Genomic DNA, 20,633 nt, shown 5'->3' on the forward strand with positions numbered 1-20,633 from the left:
CTTCACTTAAAGTAAATATATACAATTCGAGCTGTAGATGATAATGGATTGGGGGAGCATCGATTGAAAGTAAAAAGAGGTAAATATTTGATTGTTTTTTTGCTAATCATCATGGTTATGACCTCGGTGTTGAGTGCATGTGGCAGTAAAGGAACGAATGACCCGAAAGAAACAAAGGAAGCTCATTCAACATCTGCCACCAATACTCCTGCTGGGAATGTGAATGAAGCTGTTGATCCACTCGGTAAATATGAGACACCTATTGAAGTGAAGATTGGCAGAAGTGCTGACAACCTCAAGTTTGAACCTGGACAGTCCATCGATAACAATCTGGTTTATGACTTTTACGAGAAGCAATTGGGAGTTAAATTAATCAATGAATGGGTTGTACCTTCAAATCAATATGCTGCTAAATCAAATGTAATTATTTCTTCAGGCAATATTCCGGATCTATTTAGGGTGGACGGAATTCAACTGAGAAATTTAGTGGAAGCTGGTATGATCGAGGACCTGACGGAAGTATATAAGAAATATGCAAGCGATGCTACGAAAAAGACAGTGGCCGAGGATGGTGGTTATGCCGTTCATGCAGCCACGATAGATGGTAAAATGTATGGCTTTCCAGAAACTTCACAGGGATTCTGGACCTCGAACGTGTTATGGCTCCGTCAGGATTGGTTGGAGAAGCTAGGTTTGCAGCCACCTAAGACGATGGATGAATTAATTCACATCGCTTCGGAGTTTGTTAAGAACAATCCGGATGGGGTTCAAGGGACATACGGGCTAGGCGTCTCCAAAGAACTGGGTCAGTTAAATGGTTTCTTTAACGGCTTTCACGCGTATCCGTTTCAATGGATCAGCGACAGCAACGGTAAAATTGCCTATGGAGGCATCCAGCCGGAAACGAAAGCTGCCGTATTAAAACTGGCTGAAATGTATAAAGAGGGACTTATTGATAAGGAATTTGGAGTGAAGGATGAAAGTAAAATTAATGAGGCATTCGTTGCCGGGAAGTTAGGGATGATATATACTCACTTCGCATATCCATCTGTCGGTGGCATGATGGATTTGATCGCCAATCATCCAGATGCCAAACTAAGCGCTTATCCGATGCCATCTGCCGACAGCGAACCAGCTAAAGCGTTTGTAGGTCCCACTGCTGGAGCGTTCTGGGTAGTGAAAAAAGGATTTAAGCATCCGGAAGTCGTTATTAAATTAGCAAATATGTTTACGGAGCATTGGATGGTGAACCCTAAGCCGGAATATGGGACAAATGAAGAAACAGGTATTATGTATTATCCATATTCGATTCTGGCATTCAGTTCGCCGATGCATCAAATCAATCAACACCGAAGGGTTAAAGCTGCGATGCTTGTCAAAGAACCAATAGATAAATATGCAAATACCAGTGATGAATATTTTTATTTGAAAGGGATTTATGATTACTTAAAGAATCCCAAAGATACCAAAAAAACGGAAATTAAAACCGGGTGGATGTATCAAGGGATCTTCGGGACTCCTAATAGCGGGGCCGAAGTATTGGATTATTACTTTACGAATAACCTGACGATCACGACACCACTTAAAGTAGCTTCTACGCCTACCATGTCACAAAAAATGCCGACACTGAACAAGATGGAAGAAGTGCTCTACACCAAAATCATCCTTGGTGAAGCAGGAGCAGCTGATTTTGATAAGTTTGTAGCCGATTGGAAAAAGCAAGGCGGGGATGAGATTACTAAGGAATTGAACAACTAGATGTCTTGGCAGAAGAGCAAGCAGGGGGGATCCCCCCCATTGCTATAATCTTAAGGATAGGACGATGGCATGACACAACATACGTCCGCTAGGTTCAACATGAAAGCGTATTTATTTCTGCTACCGACAATAGCGATGCTACGGAGCCAGAAAAGAAGACTATGTTCGGAGAGTTAGTAAGGTGTATCGGCTAAAGCTTAACGGCTTAAGCCTCCACATAAAATAGAAAATAGAGGAGATGTTTTTGCAGATGAAAATTTCTAATGATGGTTCCAGGGCAGACGTAAAGGTGGCTGAAAGCGCTGACATTGATGCATTGAACCTGACTTATCAGGACACTAGTGATAGGCCAGCAAATCCATCGGTGATGAGCCGAAGGAAATTATTGAGTGCACTGGGGATAGCAGGGGCCACCGCCGCCGTCGCCGGGATGGGATTAAACGGATTTGCAGGAACAGCTTCGGCAGCTCCATCAAATGTCTTAAAAGTAGTCACGTCGATTTCAGCACTAAGGGCGCTGACGAAGGTCAATAATACATACGCCTACGTGACAGGCTATTATTCGTCCGGGGATGGTGGCGGCGGCAACTACAACTACGACTCGACCGACACGACGAGTTCCGATAATGGCGGTACTGTGATCGTAGCTGCTGATGGAGGCCGCTGGAAGCTCTCTGCCACTGGCATGGTCAGTCTGAGGCAGTTCGGTGCAAAGGGCGATGGGGTTGCAGATGACACCGCAGCGACGCAGGCGGCGATGACATGGTGTGAGACGAATAACCGTGCTCTCTATGTACCATCAGGCACGTACAAAATTACGTCTCCTGTTACTACCGCCTACACTATCACGGTGATTGGCGAGGCGATTAGTCCATCTGAAACGCCAGACTATCGGCTAGGCGTGCCAGCCGTTACCTTCCTCTCCACGGTTGCCGGGGATTATTGCTTCAAATTCGGGAACACACCCGGGGGATACCGGCGCGGCGGTCAACTTTGTAATTTTCGCGTCTTTGGGGCTGGTATCAATGGTTCTGGAATTTATCTCCTTAATCAGGGTTGGGATGGCCTGATCGATTCCATTACTGTTGAGGGATTTGGGCAATATGGCGTGACCTGCGACTATATCCAGGACATGCATATCCGCGCGCTCGGCATCATCGAATGCGGCAAGGAGAACGTCTACCCCTCACTCTATCTTCTGAATAACTGCAACTCGGTCCATTTCGACCGACTGCATATCGAGATCACCCCTTACATGTTGCATATCAGTGGCAGCCACGATATTACATTCAACGGTGGCCACTTCGAAGTCAGCGAGTATCCGTCTGACAACATAACGCTTCTGAACAGATACTCCCGATACTCGCAGATTATCATTAACAATGGTTCTACCCACATCGATTTCAACGCATGTATGTTCGCACCGAACAGCGTTCAGGGGGTAGCTTCGCATTTCGGTATTGCAGAAACGTCTGTGGAGCCGTTCATGACCGCCACTGGCGTAAAGATCAACCTCCGGCAATGTTCATTCCGTCAGACACAGAACGGCAAATCGTCGAATATGTTGTCATTTACTTATTCGTCGTCATGCCTCGTTGATGGTTGCTTTTTCGAACAGGTATATATGGATCAATATTCCATCCTTTTATCCGGCACTACCTTCGTAAACAACGAGGTCATGTGGATCGACAATGGTACAAGCACGAATTTTTACGGCATTGCAAACAGCAGCAATGGCTCACCATCCCGGGTAAGAGATAATCGTTTTTTTGCCTTCAACAGCACATTCGCCGATAAGACGGATGGCTTCCTTGTATTTAGCGCCTCCGCTATAGCGCCGATTACTCTTGGCGACAATGAATATTTTGTGCCGAAGTTTTACAAACATCATAATGCAGCATGCAAAGCAGATGCCTTTATTGCGCGAGACCGGATCATGTTGACCGGCTTGCCCGCAACGCTTGATCTTGAGCGATACGACATCAATACACTTTTTGGCTATACGGGGACCACAACGACCTCATCAATTATCAATCCAGCAGCCGGCCAACAGGTCAGCTTCATCAATTATGCGGCAGAATCATCAACCATTGTGAATGGAGGCATTGTTGCTCTTAAGGGCTCAGCAGATGCAACGCTTATAACAAATGGTTTGCTTGTGCTCCAGGAAACACTTAACGGTATTTTGGTTGAGAAATCCCGTAATTTCTGAGGTCGCCATTCATCGTGACACACAACGCGTTGATGAAAATGTGAAGGTATCTATCCGCATTCAGTCCCTCCTACTGCAGGTGGGGCTGAATGCGGATAGCCAAAGGGCTTATCCAAGGGTAGGAGGAAAGAGTAATGACTAATGTGGGTGTGATCGGTTACGGGGTTCAAATAAGAAGGCTTTTGACGATATTGCAGGAGCAGGATCCAGCCTGCAAAATTACGGCGATTGCAGATGTGAGATATGTGGAAATTCAGCAAAATCTCTTGTTGGAGGGGGTGGATATATCCGGAATTCGCTTCTATAGTAGTGCAGACGACATGCTCGCTTCGGGCGGGCTCGACGGCGTTTGTGTCGGAACGAGATGCTCCCAGCACACGCCGATGGCGATTAAGGTGTTGGCTGCCGGGATTCCATTATACCTAGAGAAACCGGTTGCGACTACGATGGACGATCTGGTCAAGCTGCGTGATGCTTACCGGAAATCGAACAGCCAGGTTATCGTCTCCTTTCCTTTGCGTGTTACTTCACACGTGCGGCTTGTTAAGGAGATTATTGACTCCGGTAAGATCGGAACGGTTGAGCATATACAGGCGGTTAACAACGTTCCCTACGGCTCGATTTATTTCCACGGGTGGTATCGGGACGAGATGGAAACAGGCGGGCTTTTTCTTCAGAAGGCGACGCATGATTTCGACTATATCAATTATGTTTTAGGGAGCACTCCGGTTCTAGTATCCGCCATGACGTCCAATCGCATTTTCAAAGGGGATAAGCCGGCCGGCCTGAAATGCGCCGATTGCACAGAGCAGGAAACGTGCCCGGAAAGCCCGCAAAACTTAAGCTTGGCAGGTGAGAACCGTTTCGGAGACTATTGCGGGTTTGCCGTCGATACTGGAAACGAAGATTCCGGCAGCGCCCTCTTGCAATATGAATCCGGCATGCATGCCAGTTATTCGCAAAACTTTTTTGTGCGCAAAAAAGCTGCACAGCGTGGTGCCCGCTTTATGGGCTACAAAGGCACAGTGGAATTCGATTGGTACACGGATGAAGTCAAGGTTTATATGCACCATACGCCCCGAGTGGAAACGTATTCCATCGATTCGGCGGCAATAGCAGGGGGACACGGTGGAGGCGACTATGCCTTAATGCGTAACTTTGCCGCGATTATGCAGGGGAAAACGGATGTTTCCGTGGCTCCGCTTGAAGCAGGACTCTCCAGTGTACTTGTTTGTCTGAAGGCGAAACAATCTGCAGAAACAAGCACCTTTCAAGCGATCCAATGGCCAAGGGAGGAGGGATAGCAAGATGAATGGGCAGCGGTAAGCGGGTGAGTAAATGGTTTCACAATAATGGATAAGAGGAGCTGAATTTAAATGAAATCCTCCAAAGTTGTATTCATCATCTTATTTATTTTTATATCCATTGTTCCGCAGTTAGCTGTTGTTAGGGTATATGCGAGCGCATGTAACCCGATAGATGAGACTTACACGGGACCATGGGATGTAACGGCATTATCTCAGGCTCCTGCAATTCAATGGGGTAATTCAACGGAACATGCAACCTATACCATGAAGGAGATATATTTTTCCGGTGAGCCTTATCAGGGCAATTCGACCCGGGTATTCGCCTATTATGCGATTCCAAAAAATGTGAGCGGCCAGTTGCCGGCCATTGTTCTTGCACATGGGGGTGGTGGAGCAGCCTATGAGGAATGGGCGGCACAATGGGCCGAAGAGGGATATGTTGCCATCGCCTTGGATCTCATGGGCAACGGACCCGGAGGTACCAGATTAGTGGATGGCGGTCCAGCCCAGACGAATACCTCTGTTTTCGAAGATCTGGCCCACCTCAAGGATATGTGGGGGTATCATTCTGTTGCTGACGTTATGAAAGCAATTTCAATTCTTTCAGTTGATTCCAACGTGGATCCCTCTAAAATCGGCGTCATGGGGGTTTCATGGGGCGGTTATACAACGGGGATTGTTGCTGGAATAGATGATCGTCTTGCTTTTGCAATGCCTGTCTATGCTTCGGGCTATTATTTAGAGGGTTCTGTTTGGCGAGATGTGTTGAAAGCCCTTCCGGAAGCCGATCTCAATGCCTGGATTGAAAATTTCGATATGCGCCAGTATATTAGTCAAGCTCAAATTCCAATGTTCTGGGCAACTGGAACGAACGATTCAGCTTTTTATCTGGACAGTTGGAGAAAAACGAGTAGAATGGCACAAGGTACAAACACTTTGCGATTGATTCCTTATTGGACGCATGATCATGCGACTTCATGGCATACACCCGAGTTTGTGGCTTATGCCGACTCTATAGTGAAGGATGGACAATCGCTCCTATCTATTACACCGCAAAGAAAGACTGGGAGCGAGACATGGGTCAATTATTCTGGCGTCCCAACGGTTACAAGCGCTGCCCTGTTCTATACGACGGACAGAGGAGAATATACAAATCGGATATGGAAATCCATTGAAGCCACTGTTCATTCAGCTGATAAAAAGATAAGTGCCAATATCCCTAATGGCGCCACGGCTTACTATTTCAATATTACGGATAGCCAGAATTATGTGGTTAGTTCCCAGCTTGAAGAGAGCTTTGCACAAAAGGTAGAAGCTGAGGAGTATAAATCGGGTGGAAGTGGTCAAGGTTATCACATACCGGTTTCAGGAAACTCCAATACTTACAGGAATGACGATGTAGGTATATACTCGTCTCCTGGTACGCTGTATTCCAATGGCCATGCTCTTGGAGAAACGCAAGCAGGACAGTGGATGGCCTATGAAATCGATGTTTCAACGGGGGGTAACTATCATTTTGATTTTTCTGTGGCTACCCTGGATCATTCGGCAATTGTCGAATTGATCGTTGATGAGATTTCTAAGGGGACAGTGACATTACCGAATACAGGTTCCTACCAAACGTTTCAAAAGGCTACGCTTCCTGAAGTTGCTTTAACTACTGGAAATCATGAGATTAAAATAAAAATTACAGAACAAAATAACGCGTTTTTATTGGATTACTTTGAATATTCGCCGGATCTTGTACATGGGAGTGATCCTGAGCTCGTTGCTATCTCAGACACATTCTCCATCGATGGTGTCAAGCGTTCGGTTGGCAGCTCGTTAAATGGCAAACAGGCTGAAATTGGAAATGTGAATTGGGAAACTACTTATATTAGTTATCCTTATGATGGAGCGTATGCTTTTGCAGAAAAGGACGGAGAACAGTTCGTCAAGTCTGAAAGTGTGGGGGTGTTCCAAGCTAATGTACCATTTATACCGGAAGTGTACCAAGTGAGTGTCGAAGCAGATGTTGGCCCGGATGTTCAGAGTGATGGATGGATGGCCATAGGGTTAAATAAAGAAAATTCTGAGTTCTGGTCCAAGGGTCAAGTATGGATGTTACTATATGGAAATGGTTCCTACCAGGTTTATGTCAATGGAGCAGCTCATATGATTGGTCAAGGGATGTCCGCTTCTTTCATTCCGGGTGGAATGAACAAATTGAAACTCACCTATGATGCTGCCGGGAAGTCGGTAACCGCTTGGTTAAATGATGACATGGTTGTTGATCATTATAGTTTGAACAATTTTGTGCCGGATATTCGATATGCCGGTTTTATGGTCATTTCCAGTAATGTGACGGGTCAGCCGATCGATAACTTCGTCGTCAGGGGAAAAAAGGATCCAGTATTACCCATACAAAATGCTGATTTGAGTGGGTTGACGGTTAGCACGGGCGCTCTTGAACCAACGTTCAGCCCTGCCATCACTTCCTATAAAGTGCATGTAGGTAATGAAGTTACGAGCTTGAGTGTTACAGCTGCAACCTATGAACCAACTTCATCGATCTCGGTTGCAGGGCAAGTGTACGGCAGCGGAACATCGATACCCGTGAGCCTGAATGTGGGAGTGAATGAACTGCCCGTTACCGTCATTGCCGAGGGAGGCTTGACGAAAACCTACCTGTTAGAGATTCATCGTGACGCCGCGAGCGGAGTTAATCCTGACGATGGTAATGGAAATAGTAGCGGAAATGGCAGCAGCAACAGCAACAGCAGGAATAACGGAAACAGCGGCGCTGCTGTTGAGAAATCCGGGGTTCTTGTGGTGAAACCGGGTGATTTAAAGAAACCCGCTGGCAAGGATAACATAACGATTCAAATTGCCGCAGATATTACCCAGATTGTTCTTCCTACCGATGCAGTTGAACTACTGAAAGGGAGTCAACTGGAACTGATATCGGATACAATCACGCTTATAATACCGGAGGAATTGCTTAAGCAGCTTATCGATCAAGTGAATTCCGAGGTATTGATGGACAGCAGCATAGTGATTAACATGAATCCTTTGTCCAAATCGGAAACAGATGAACTCATGACAAAAGCCTCAGCTTCCAGTCAAGCACTAATCAGCCTTTCCGGCAAAGTATATGATCTAAGCTTGTTACTTGTCACGAAAGCTGGCAAAGAATTCAAACTAATGACATTTGACAAGCCTATCATGATGAGTATGAAAGTTGATAAGTCTGTAAATCCACAATTAGCTGGGATATACAATATTGCTAAGAATGGTGCATTGGAATTTATCAGAGGAAGCTATAGAGGAGGCCAAATAAAGGCCGAAATCAATCATTTCAGTCCTTATGCTGTGCTGGAATTCAAAAAGAACTTTATCGACGTACCATCTACGCATTGGGCTGCCAATACGATTCTTGAACTTACCGCCCAGCATATTGTTAGCGGTACTAGTGCTACTGAATTCGAGCCGCAAAGAACGATTACCCGCGCCGAATTTACGGCATTAATCGTGAGGGCTCTGAATCTGAATTCCATAGGAGAAATAACATTTAAGGATGTACCTGCAAATACTTGGTATACAAAGCCGGTAGCTATTGCGGTTCAAGCAGGTATTGTCACAGGTAGAGATGATACAAGATTCGATCCGGATGCCCGGATTACACGTCAGGAAATGGTTACGATGCTGATACGGGCTTACAAAAGGATGAAAGGCACACAATTAGAAATGTATCCAAGCACTCCGTTTAAAGATGAATCGAAAGTATCGCCTTGGGCTTTAGATGCTGTCAGAGCGGCTGCCGCTCTTCATCTTATTCAGGGACGCACGGCTAATGAGTTTGTCCCGGCGGGAATAACCACCCGGGCTGAAGCGGCCCAAGCTATCCGTAATTTCTTAGGGTTGAACTAATTAATTTTTAACAGGGGTGTAGATCTGGTGAATCGGTAACGAATCTGAGGAGGTTTTATGAATGATACTAAAAATGATTCCTGCTACTAATTTGCACGCTTCTGTCATTTGTTTGGGTACTGCTCCGTTCGGTAGTTCAATTAACGAGACGGAATCATTTAAACTGTTGGATTCATTCGTTAACGCGGGTGGGAATTTTATAGATACATCGCTTAATTATGCAGACTGGGCTTGTGAGATCAAAGGTATCAGCGAAAAAACGATTGGAAAATGGCTGAAGACTCGAAAAAACAGAGGGGACATCATTGTCGGAACAAAGGGTGCTTGTCCATCGACCGATCCGCGATATTTCTTCAGGCTATCGCGGGAAGATATCCTGTCTGATCTGGAGCAAAGCCTGCGTAACCTTGAAACGGATGTCATCGATTTATATTGGCTGCATCGTGATGACCCGACAAAGCCGGTTGAGGGTATTATTGACGTGCTAGATGAGCAGGTACGAGCAGGTAAGATCCGTTTTTTTGCTTGTTCGAATTGGACAACAAAGCGAATTGAAGAGGCACGTCTTTACGCAGTTAATCATGGCAAGCATCAATTTTGCGCTAGTCAGATAATGTGGAGCCTGGCTGAACCGAATCAGGCTGTTTTCTTGTCTGATCCAACAATAGTTTCGATGGACGACAAGACTAGGCATTACCATGAACAAAAGAATTTGGCAGTAGTCCCGTATAGTTCACAGGCAAACGGTTTTTTCAGCGGCCAATACCGCAAGGACGAGCTGCCAAACAAACCAGCAATTGTAGAGAATTATTTTAACGATCTCAATTTTGATAGACTGGATAGGGTTATGGAGTTATCGCGACAGCTGGATAAACCTCCTTCTGTCATCTCATTAGCTTATTTGTCCTCGTCGCAACATGGGTTTCCAGTCTTTCCGATCATTGGGGCGAGTAATATCAAACAATTGGAAGAAAGCTGTCTGGCAGGGGATGTAATTCTTGATGCTTCAGCAGTCCGATATTTAGAAATGTAGCTGAAAGAAAAGCGCAGACAGCTTTATCATAGTGAGCAATAGAGTGCATAACATGACAAGTATTTGCCCTTGTTCAGGACTACTGTTTCACTTAAAGTAAATATATACACTCGAGTTGTATATAATAATTGATTGGGGGAGCTTCGATTGATAGTAAAAAGAAGTAAATATTTAATTGTTTTTTTACTAATCATCATGGTTATGACTTCGGTATTGAGTGCATGTGGCAGTAAAGAAACGGGTGACCCAAAAGAAACAAAGGAAGTTCAATCAACAACAACGGCTACGAATACACCTGATGGGAATGTGAATGAAGTTATTGATCCACTCGGCAAATATGATCCACCTATTGAAGTGAGGATTGGCAGAATTAATGATGACTACAAGTTTTTACCCGGTCAGACCATTGATAAAAATGAGGTTTATGACGATTACGAGAAGGAATTGGGAGTCAAATTAATCAATGAATGGGTTGTACCTTCAAGTCAATATCCTGCCAAATCAAATGTAATTATTTCTTCAGGCAATATTCCGGATGTATTTAGGGTGGACGGACTTCAATTGAGAAATTTAGTGGAAGCCGGTATGATCGAGGACCTGACGGAAGTATATAAGAAATATGCAGGCGAGGCTACGAAAAAAATAGTGACCGAGGATGGTGGGTATGCCATTAATGCAGCCACAATAGATGGTAAAATGTATGGCTTTCCAGAAACTTCACAGGGATTCTGGACCTCGAACGTGTTATGGCTCCGCCAGGATTGGTTAGAGAAGCTGGGCTTGCAACCACCTAAGACGATGGATGAATTAATCCACATCGCTTCGGAATTTGTCAAAAATAATCCGGATGGGGTTCAAGGGACATACGGGCTAGGCGTCTCCAAAGAACTGGGTCAGTTAAATGGTTTCTTCAACGGCTTTCATGCGTATCCGTTTCAGTGGATCAGCGACAGCAACGGTAAAATTGTCTATGGAGGCATCCAGCCGGAAACGAAAGCTGCCGTATTAAAACTGGCTGAAATGTATAAAGAGGGACTTATTGATAAGGAATTTGGAGTGAAGGATGAAAGTAAAATTAATGAGGCATTCGTTGCCGGGAAGTTAGGGATGATATACACTCACTTCGCATATCCCTCTGTCGGTGGCATTATGGATTTGATCACCAATCATCCAGATGCCAAACTAAGTGCTTATCCGATGCCATCTGCCGACAGCGAACCAGCTAAAGCGTTTGTGGGTCCCACTGCTGGAATGTTCTGGGTAGTGAAAAAGGGCTTTAAACATCCGGAAGTCGTTATTAAATTAGCAAACTATTATATAAAGCCAGACACGAGAACGGATGAGGAAAAGGAAGCGCATAATAAGCCATATCAAGAAGCTGGAGTTTCGCCCTGGCAATATCTGATTCTTGCATTCAGTTCTCCCATGACGCAGATCAATGAACACCGAAGGGTTAAAGCTGCGATGCTCGCCAATGAACAACCTGATAAATCTATAATGACCAATAACGAATATGGTTATCTGAAAGGGATTTATACTTATTTGAAAAACCCCAAAGAAACCAACAAACAAGAAATTAAAACCGGATGGATGTATCAAGGGATCGTCGGGACTCCTAATAGCGGGGCCGAAGTATTGGATTATTACTTTACGAATAACCTGACGATCACGACACCACTTAAAGTAGCTTCTACGCCTACCATGTCACAAAAAATGCCGACACTTACCAAGATGGAAGAAGTGCTTTACACCAAAATCATCCTTGGTGAAGCAGGAGAAGCTGATTTTGACAAGTTTGTAGCTGATTGGAAAAAGCAAGGCGGGGATGAGATTACCAAAGAACTGAACAACTAGATGTCCAGGGGGGCAGCGGAAATACCGGATGTCTCCCTTCTTTTTTTGAGATGTTGATTTAGGAGGTAAATGTAAGGTGAACTCAAAACACTGGAGAATGAACTTGCAGCTTCATGTCATGTTAATTCCTGCTACTATATTGGTCATATTGTTCTCGTACATGCCCATTGCCGGGATTGTTATTGCTTTTCAAAGGTTCATCCCTAACAGAGGTTTTTTCAAATCAACCTGGGTGGGGTTTGATAATTTTATTTATATGCTTAATATGCCGGATATTTATCAAGTTGTATACAACACCGTATTTATCGCTGTGATGAAAATCATTGTTGGTTTTATTGTGCCGATCGTTGTTTCTTTATTACTTAACGAAATCAAAAAGAAAGTGCTGGTAAGAACTGTCCAAACGTTGATTTATTTACCTCATTTCCTTTCATGGGTCATTCTGGGAGGCATCCTGATAGATATTCTGTCTGTCGAGAATGGATTTATCAACAGGATTATTACGGGGCTGGGTTTGCCACCGATTTTTTTTCTGGGCAGCAATACCTGGTTTCCATTCACGCTTGTATTCACGGATGTTTGGAAGGAATTTGGCTTCGCCACCATTATTTATATGGCTGCTTTGACCTCCATAGATCCCTCGATCTATGAAGCTGCCTATATCGATGGGGCAAATCGTTGGAAACAGACGCTGCATGTCACACTGCCTGGCATTACCCCGATTATTGTACTGCTTGGAGTATTAAACTTGGGTGGCATTCTTAATGCCGGATTTGAGCAAGTATTTATGCTTTACAGCCCATCCGTATATGATTCCGGAGATATTATCGATACGATGCTTTACAGGATTGGTTTTGTTGATGCCCAGTATGGGGTCGCAACAGCCGTGGGGCTAGTAAAATCAGTTATTGCCGCAGCTTTAATCGGGATTTCTTATTGGCTTGCTTATCGCCTTGCGGGGTATAGAATTTTTTAAATAAAAGAGGGATTAAAGATGGGATCGAGAGCAAATCGTTCACAACAAATAGCAAACATTATAATTAGCGCTGCCATGACCTTGCTTGGCATTGTGTGTTTACTTCCCATTGTTCATGTTTTGGCATTTTCATTAAGCAGTCCTGCTGCTGCAAGCGCTGGCAAAATTGCGTTATGGCCGATTGAATTCACCATGGATGCCTATATATATGTAATCAATGAACCTAAATTTGGCAGAGCGTTTTTAGTATCCGTTCAGAGGATTATTTTGGGTTTATCTATAAGTACTTTATTAACCATACTTACAGCCTATCCGCTCTCTAAGGAATCTGCACAGTTTCGGCCACGGACGTTCTATGCCTGGTTTTTTGTGACGACGATGTTGTTTGGCGGAGGACTTATTCCTACTTATATCATAGTGCGGTCATACGGTTTGATGGATACAATTTGGGCGCTTGTGCTTCCAGGTGCTGTTCAAGTATTTAATATAACACTTATGTTGAACTTTTTTCGGGGGTTGCCGAAAGAATTGGGTGAATCTGCGTTTGTTGACGGTGCAGACCACTGGACGACTTTGTTCCGTATTTACCTGCCACTGTCGCTGCCTTCCTTGGCAACGATTTCTTTATTCACGATGGTTGGCCATTGGAATTCCTGGTTTGACGGATTGATCTATATGAACAGAGCGGAGCATTATCCACTTCAGACGTATTTGCAAACCATTATTACCAAACCGGATATGAGCAGGGTGTCTAACTTTACGGATGTAAAGAACATTACCACGGAAACAGTCAAAACAGCTCAGATTATAATTGGGATGGTTCCGATCATTGCGGTATATCCATTTTTGCAAAGGTATTTTGTGAAAGGAATTGTATTAGGAAGCGTGAAAGGCTGAGGTAATACGACCTGTGCAATTTGGTAGGGTAACGCTATAAATTAGCAAAACCAAATATGATTTGATGAGGTGAAGGTTAGAGTGAAAATGAAAAAGAAAATAGTAGTTACGACTATGGCTGCGAGCTTATTGTTCGGAGCTGCAACAGGACTTCCTTTAAGTAAGAAGGAGGTGGCAAGTCAGCTTGGTTTTAGCACGGGTGTAGCGTTCGCCGATGCAGATCAATTAAAGGATGAAACCCCTGAGAAGAAAGCGGAATTGTTAGCGGCAGCTCGGACCCAGGCTGAAGAAGCCGTTAAGAAAATGGCCATTATCGACGTGTCCAAGGCCATTACCATTGTTGGCGATAAAGCAACACTAAAGTTGAACGTTGGCGATTTAGTCAAGCAAATCGCAGAGATTAACAAGCAAGTTAATGCTCTTAACGAAACCCTGAAGAGTTTGGATCCAAATGCAGTGGGTGTCAAGGCAGAATTCAGGCTTGATTTGGGTACAATAATTGCCAAAACAACAGAAATTCCGCTTCCCAAAGAATTATTCGCAGCTTTGAAAGATAATGGTATAGCAACGCTAGACATACTTAACGGGCTGCGCGCGCTTGAAATGTCCATAAGCTCAACTGAATTTTCGGATGACATGATTCTGGTTATCACTAAACAAGATAAGACGGTAGCTACGAATAAAACAATCGTATCAGATGTCTATAAATTTGAATTTAAACATAGATCAAGTGGAGCCATTGTTAGTAAATTTACTAAGCCGATTCGATTAATGATCCCTATAACTAATAGCTTCATGATCGATATAGAACTGCTGACACTAGCTAAGATTGTTGACGATAAACTTATCATCCTCGTAGGTAAATATAAAGATGAGCACCTGGAAGCTACACAGAATTCGTTCTCTACTTACACAGTTGTAGAAAACAAAACTACGTTTGGTGATACTGCACCGGTACAACAATGGGCAGGAAGACAAATTCAAGTAGCTGCAGCCAAAGGAATTCTCGAAGGACGAGAAGCGAATTTATTCGTACCAAACGGTAAAGTGACACGTGCTGAATTCGCAAAAATGATCGTTAAAACGTTTGGTCTTGAAGATGAGGCTGCAACGGAAAGCTTTAAAGATGTTAAAGCCTCCGATTGGTTCAAGATGTATGTAGCTTCTGCAGTTAAGCATGGTATTGTAAATGGACGTGCAGAAGGCGTGTTTGATCCTAACGGTCAAATCACTCGTGCTGAAATGGCCACAATGGCTGCAAGAGCTCTTACACTAACCGGAACTGCAAAGAGCGTGGCAGACGTGGACGCAGCTCTGAAAGGATTTGTTGATGCTGCAACTGTTAATGCTTCACTTAAGGCAGGGGTAGCCTTGGCTGCAAGTGAAGGCATTATCATCGGTGAAGAAGGCAATAAGTTCAATCCCAATGCGGATTCCACTCGTGCACAGGCAGCTGTTGTAATCTATAGACTTTTAAATAAATAAATTTAATGCGATTGTAAACTTGGTACCAATAGACTGGACACTTTGAAAAAAAGTGTGCGGGCTGTGGTACCTTTTTGTATACTAGAGTAACAACCTAGGATGCGGAATCATCGGAAGCAGGGGGTCAACATGTTCGAAAGCAAAGCTGCGGCCTACTATTTTGCCGGATTTTTTTCCTAGTATTCTCATCTGTTTTTTTTTTGAGAAAGGATTGACGTACCAGGATGCAGGAGATCATTTACATTCGAAGCTTTTCCTCCTGGAGGTATGTGCTGCCTAATTATACCGCCATTTGCTTCTGCTTGGTGATCTTGAGCTGCTTTGTTTTTCGCTAACCTCTCCTGATTCGGAATGTGCAATATCCGATTGGGTTTATGCAGTTACGATAACTTGAATTCTTGTTATTATTAAATCGTTATCATGATGAAAGATATAGAAAAGTGTGAGACGCAAAGCTGCTAGAATGTAAGATGCAAAAAGAAATATTGTTGTTATATTTAGGCTCAACCTAATAATCAGTGCTTGACAGTCAAGCTAACCTTCGATGGCGGTTAAATTCTACGAAAATGCCAACTTTATAGCGGCCCGGTACTTGTCATAGCTATTTTCATATCGGCGAGGGTAATACGTGCGCTAATGGTCACCGCAGTCCGTTAGAAGCGGAAATGCAGCGAAATGAGAGTGTAACGGTCACGGATGTCCCTTACAGGCTGAAAAGGGGGCGATTGTGGGGAAAACCGCCTTCTAATGGTCGCGGATGTCCATTAGAATCGTAAATATGTAAAAAACAGCCTCTAAAGGTCAGCGGTGACCGTTAGAGACAGGACCTTTCCGTATCTGGAAGATATCTTCCGTCGTTGTGATATACGGATTCTGTATCGGTCTATTCCTCTTTTGTTGTTGGGTAGGACTTTCAACCGTACAGGATTGGCAGGACCAAAGTTTAATTTAGTCTTTTCTGAAAGCGATTGCAAAGGAGTTGTCATACGAAAGGGGGAGGTAACTTTGTAATTTATTTAGAAGGTACACCAGGAACTAAGAAGAGAGCGTTACTAATTATGATGAGAGGATGAATACAATGGACATACGAAAAAAATCAAGGCTTGCAATGTTATTAATTTGTTGTTTAGTGTTTCAACTGTTGGCTGCAGTAATGGTGAAGCCAGCTGCCGCTGCATTAACCGGAAATCTGATTGAAAATGCCGGCTTCGAGGATACGACAGGAATCATTCCTGCGAAATGGACCCCTTTCGGAAATATATGGAATAATTCAATTAAGGCGTCGACAGAAGCTGCTTATACAGGAAACTATGGTGTTTCAATCCAGACTAACACTGGCAATAGTCCTTGGGTAGCCATAGCGATTCCTATTCCAGTTGAGGTAGGGGCAACATACGAAGTGACGTCCTGGTTTAAATCAATTAACGTCACTGGAAGACCCGGTTATAAGGTCGAATTTTTCAAGGGAATGGAGAAAACAGCTGAAAACTGGATTATGGGCTATACATATCAATCAAGCCCGGATCAAAACAACGGTCAATGGAACGAATTGGAGTATTCAATCCAAGCTCCTCCAGAGGCCACCTATATGTATGTCTACTTACGCCTTTGGTATGGGAGCGGTACTGTCTATTTTGACGATGTTTCCGTCACGAAAACGAAAAACAAACCACAGCTTATCGTGGAGTCTGCGCAAACTTATTATTATACGGATGTGTTGAATGGAAACGTCAGGCTGCTGAGCGATCCGATCGATGAAATTTATTCGGGAAAAACGATCGATGTCCGTATCATCAATGAAGTGTCTGGAGAGGAACTGTTTGCGCAGAATGGAATTGCGGCCGCTGCAGAAGTAAATGTTCCATTCGATACCTCGGGCATGGCAGTGGAACAGTCGTATCGCATCTTGGCAGAACTGAAGGATGTATACGGACAACTGATCGAAAATAGTGAACAATTGATCTATCGTTGGGACCGTCCAACTGCTATACCTGCAAATGGTCCCATTCTTGTAGATGGCAAGCCGTTCTTTCCTGTCATCGCTTACCACGCCGAGCAGTCCGATTATCCATTCCTTAAGGAGATTGGTGTCAATACTGTCCAGGGGGTAATTCCGACAAACGAAGCGACGATGCAAGCGATACTCGACATGACACATGCAAACGGTTTAAAAATGCTCGTTCCGCTTTATTACAATATGAGGGTCAAAGAAAATTTTGAGCGTACCCGACAGTTCGTCACAAGGTTCAAGGATCACCCTGCTATTCTTGGCTACATGATCATGGACGAACCGACCACGAACGGCATCCCGCAGTCGGAGCTTGTTGATGCATACAAGCTGATCCGATCGATCGATTCTGTTCATCCGACTTATATGGTAGAGGCGGAATCACTTCATTACCGGCAGACCGGACAGGCAACGGACATACTTGTTACAGACGTTTATCCTTACAGTCAGGGCAGCCCCATAACGATTTCAGCAGTCGGAGATGGCGTTCGCAAAGCGATCTCGGATGTAGACGACGTGAAACCGATCTGGACAATCCTGCAGACATTCCGAATTCCGGGTACAGGCTGGAACTATTTGCCGACGATTGATCAATTGCGCAACATGGCATATCAGTCGTTCCTGGCAGGCACCAAAGGGTTCGGCTATTACTCGATCCACGATCCGGGCTGGAACCTGAAAGAATCGGAGCTCTGGCCGGGTCTGGTCAATTTCAAGGAGGAAATTGCTCTGATCGCCAGTCTTGTCTCTGGGGGAAGCAAAGTGAATGAGAACATTGGCAGTGCTGTCCAATGGGCAATTTACAACAAAGGACAGGAGCAATACGTAGTCGCGCTCAATGTGACCCAAACAGCACAAACAGCGTCCATTCCGGTGACGCAAGCGGGCAATCAGGTAGAGCTCTTGTATGGTGACCAGCCTGAGCAATGGGGTAGCTGGGATTCTGCACTTAACGTTGATCTTGGTCCTGAGCAAACGCTCGTGTACCGGATAACGCCTTTCGTGACGGGTGTCGATCAGGCGATCGGTGAGATGCAAAGCGCAATCGGTCTCATTTCGAATAACCAATGGGAGAAAAAAGCGGAAAAGGTGATTAATGAGCTGCTTAAAGTGAAGGAGGAACTGAACGGAACATCGATTGATGAGGGGAAAGCCATGAGCAAAGCAGAAAAAGCGATGGACGAAATCACCAAGTTGCGAACGTGGGTGAGCGGAAAATCGGATCTCATCTTGCAAGGGAAAAGAGATCAGATCAATGCCTTGCTTGACCAAGTGTATGCAAGGCTGCTGCCTATCGTTCAGTCGATGGCTCGCCTTGAGTTGCAGCTTACCGCTGCATCCTGGCTGCCTGGAGATGAGCAGGATGTGAGTATCCTGGTCCGGAACGTCGGGGATAAAGCAATCAAAAATGCACGGCTGTCGATTGAACTGCCATATGCAGCCGGGCTTCTTCCTATTCAGAAGCCTGTAGGAAAAATCAAGAGTGGAGAAAGCTTTGCCGTCACCGTAAATCCTGTCATACCCTCTACAATGCTACCAGGAACTTATGATGTGAAAGCAATACTGTCTTATGAATACAAAGGAAAAGAAATCCATATTTCTACCAAGAAGGAAGTGAAGGTAACACCACTACTGCTAGCACAGCTTATGCCAAACAGCTTGGATGTGGCGAAGGCGGGATCTTATCCCTTCACTATCAAGCTGACGAACGGCTCTGGTCAGCCTCTATCTGTTGATCTTTCTCGCGTTGCTGCGTCCGGTATTACGGTTGATCTTCCAGCATCGTTGACACTTGCGGGTCTGGAAAGTAAGACAGTACAAGGATTAGTAACGGTGCCGGTATCGGTCACGAAAGGTGATTTTGCCGTAAGCATCGAAGCGCTAGCTGGCGGTGTACGGCATGCTATCCTGCCGCTGATGGTTTATGTGGATACGAATCCGGTGTACAACGGAAGTTTCGAAAAGCAGGCGGCTGCAGGAAGCCAACCTGATGGTTGGAACATGCTGGCGGGTGTATGGGATAAGAATGTTGCCCGCAGCGGGCAAGCTTCAGCAAGGCTAAATCCGGACGCGAACAATACATTTAATGTGATAAATACTAACTCTATCAGAGAATTCCCGCTTGCCTCAGGTGCCAAATATACGCTCACAGGATGGGTCAAAACAAGTGCAACGGCCGGCTCGGTTGCATTAGGCATCAGACAGATCGAAGCGGGTGGCGCTTCCATTGGCTACACATGGAAAGAGGTTGAGAAAACCGGCGATTGGACGAAGGTGGAAGTCACCTTCACGACTCATCCAAACGCAAAACGGGCTTCTGTTTATTTCAAAATGGATCAGGCGGCCAATGGAGCGGCTTGGTTGGACGATTTGGAAATGAATGAGGTCACCACCGTTCTTGATGCCAGGCTGACCCCGGAAAGCATGGAATTGAATCAGCCGGGAACATATCCTTTCGAAGTCGAGTTGACGAACTATACTTCTAATCCAGTAACGGTCGATTTGTCGCGCGAAGTGCCAAACGGTATTACAGTGACGCTTGAATCTGCTGTAACACTGGCGGCCAGTGAGAAGAAGACGGTGCAGGGAACCATTCATATCCCCTCATCGGTAACTGAAGACGTGTATAGTGTAGTCATCGAAGCAAAGATTGGGAATGTGAGCTACGCTACGCTTCCACTTTCAGTTGATATCAGCACGAATCCGGTATATAACGGGGGCTTTGAAAAACTGACATCAGCCTCTAAGCCGGATGGGTGGTATACGAGCGCGGGAGTGCTGGATCCATCAGTCTTCCATAGCGGTCAATATTCCGTAAAGCTGAGCGCTGACGCAAATAATGCGAATAACACGATCAATACGACACCACAGCGGGCAATCACTGTAATACCAGGACGTAGCTACAGACTCTCCGGTTGGGTCAAAAATAGCACTACGGCAGGCTCAGTAGCTCTGGGAGTGAGGCAGGTGAACGAAAACGGGGGGAGTATTACCTACAACTGGACGGAAACGGTTAAGAACAATGAATGGATGAAGGTTGACGTTACGTTTACGGCGCTGCCGCAAACGAAAACAATTTGGGCTTATTTCAAAATGGATCAGGCCGCTAATGGACCTGCATGGGTAGATGATCTGGAACTGATCGAGGAGTAGAACAGGTGATATGTCTCTACCGTAACCGAGCAGTCCTCCGT

General features: G+C 44.9%; 10 protein-coding genes. All 10 read left to right on the forward strand.

All coding sequences use genetic code 11. The features are described from left to right. Positions 1 to 63 precede the first annotated feature (63 nt). The 10 genes from J2Z66_RS29500 (at position 64) to J2Z66_RS29545 (ending at position 20,592) form a co-directional block, all read left to right on the forward strand. Positions 64 to 1,758 carry an extracellular solute-binding protein gene (locus J2Z66_RS29500; protein WP_209976348.1) on the forward strand — a complete coding sequence of 565 codons (1,695 nt, stop codon included), beginning with the start codon at positions 64 to 66 and terminating at the stop codon, positions 1,756 to 1,758. 250 nt (positions 1,759 to 2,008) lie between these two features. After that, positions 2,009 to 3,970 (forward strand): putative phage tail protein, encoded by a 1,962-nt coding sequence (locus J2Z66_RS29505; protein WP_209976349.1) that lies wholly within the window; start codon positions 2,009 to 2,011, stop codon positions 3,968 to 3,970. A gap of 134 nt (positions 3,971 to 4,104) precedes the next feature. Beyond that, positions 4,105 to 5,274 (forward strand): Gfo/Idh/MocA family protein, encoded by a 1,170-nt coding sequence (locus J2Z66_RS29510; RefSeq protein ID WP_209976350.1) that lies wholly within the window; start codon positions 4,105 to 4,107, stop codon positions 5,272 to 5,274. Between the two features lie 72 nt (positions 5,275 to 5,346). Then, positions 5,347 to 9,186 (forward strand): S-layer homology domain-containing protein, encoded by a 3,840-nt coding sequence (locus tag J2Z66_RS29515; RefSeq protein ID WP_209976351.1) that lies wholly within the window; start codon positions 5,347 to 5,349, stop codon positions 9,184 to 9,186. A gap of 61 nt (positions 9,187 to 9,247) precedes the next feature. Next, entirely contained in the window at positions 9,248 to 10,219 is a 972-nt protein-coding gene (locus J2Z66_RS29520) for an aldo/keto reductase (RefSeq protein ID WP_209976352.1), read from the forward strand. 147 nt (positions 10,220 to 10,366) lie between these two features. Continuing rightward, positions 10,367 to 12,073: an extracellular solute-binding protein gene (locus tag J2Z66_RS29525; RefSeq protein WP_209976353.1), complete on the forward strand. Its 1,707-nt coding sequence runs from the start codon at positions 10,367 to 10,369 to the stop codon at positions 12,071 to 12,073. A gap of 76 nt (positions 12,074 to 12,149) precedes the next feature. Continuing rightward, complete coding sequence (locus J2Z66_RS29530; protein ID WP_312894831.1) at positions 12,150 to 13,049, forward strand: ABC transporter permease; 900 nt, start codon at positions 12,150 to 12,152, stop codon at positions 13,047 to 13,049. A gap of 18 nt (positions 13,050 to 13,067) precedes the next feature. After that, positions 13,068 to 13,946 carry a carbohydrate ABC transporter permease gene (locus tag J2Z66_RS29535; protein ID WP_209976354.1) on the forward strand — a complete coding sequence of 293 codons (879 nt, stop codon included), beginning with the start codon at positions 13,068 to 13,070 and terminating at the stop codon, positions 13,944 to 13,946. Between the two features lie 87 nt (positions 13,947 to 14,033). After that, positions 14,034 to 15,431 (forward strand): S-layer homology domain-containing protein, encoded by a 1,398-nt coding sequence (locus tag J2Z66_RS29540; protein ID WP_245375945.1) that lies wholly within the window; start codon positions 14,034 to 14,036, stop codon positions 15,429 to 15,431. A gap of 1,078 nt (positions 15,432 to 16,509) precedes the next feature. After that, positions 16,510 to 20,592: a carbohydrate binding domain-containing protein gene (locus J2Z66_RS29545; RefSeq protein WP_209976356.1), complete on the forward strand. Its 4,083-nt coding sequence runs from the start codon at positions 16,510 to 16,512 to the stop codon at positions 20,590 to 20,592. Positions 20,593 to 20,633 lie beyond the last annotated feature (41 nt).

The sequence above is a fragment of the Paenibacillus eucommiae genome (assembly GCF_017874215.1).
Taxonomy (GTDB): Bacteria; Bacillota; Bacilli; order Paenibacillales; family NBRC-103111; genus Paenibacillus_AI; species Paenibacillus_AI eucommiae.

What these genes read in the sequence shown, in the direction of transcription:
- J2Z66_RS29510 (WP_209976350.1), top strand. Translation starts at nt 4,105, where the DNA reads ATGACTAATGTGGGTGTGATCGGTTACGGGGTTCAAATAAGAAGGCTT.
- J2Z66_RS29540 (WP_245375945.1), top strand. Translation starts at nt 14,034, where the DNA reads ATGAAAAAGAAAATAGTAGTTACGACTATGGCTGCGAGCTTATTGTTC.
- J2Z66_RS29545 (WP_209976356.1), top strand. Translation starts at nt 16,510, where the DNA reads ATGGACATACGAAAAAAATCAAGGCTTGCAATGTTATTAATTTGTTGT.
- J2Z66_RS29535 (WP_209976354.1), top strand. Translation starts at nt 13,068, where the DNA reads ATGGGATCGAGAGCAAATCGTTCACAACAAATAGCAAACATTATAATT.
- J2Z66_RS29515 (WP_209976351.1), top strand. Translation starts at nt 5,347, where the DNA reads ATGAAATCCTCCAAAGTTGTATTCATCATCTTATTTATTTTTATATCC.
- J2Z66_RS29505 (WP_209976349.1), top strand. Translation starts at nt 2,009, where the DNA reads ATGAAAATTTCTAATGATGGTTCCAGGGCAGACGTAAAGGTGGCTGAA.
- J2Z66_RS29520 (WP_209976352.1), top strand. Translation starts at nt 9,248, where the DNA reads ATGATACTAAAAATGATTCCTGCTACTAATTTGCACGCTTCTGTCATT.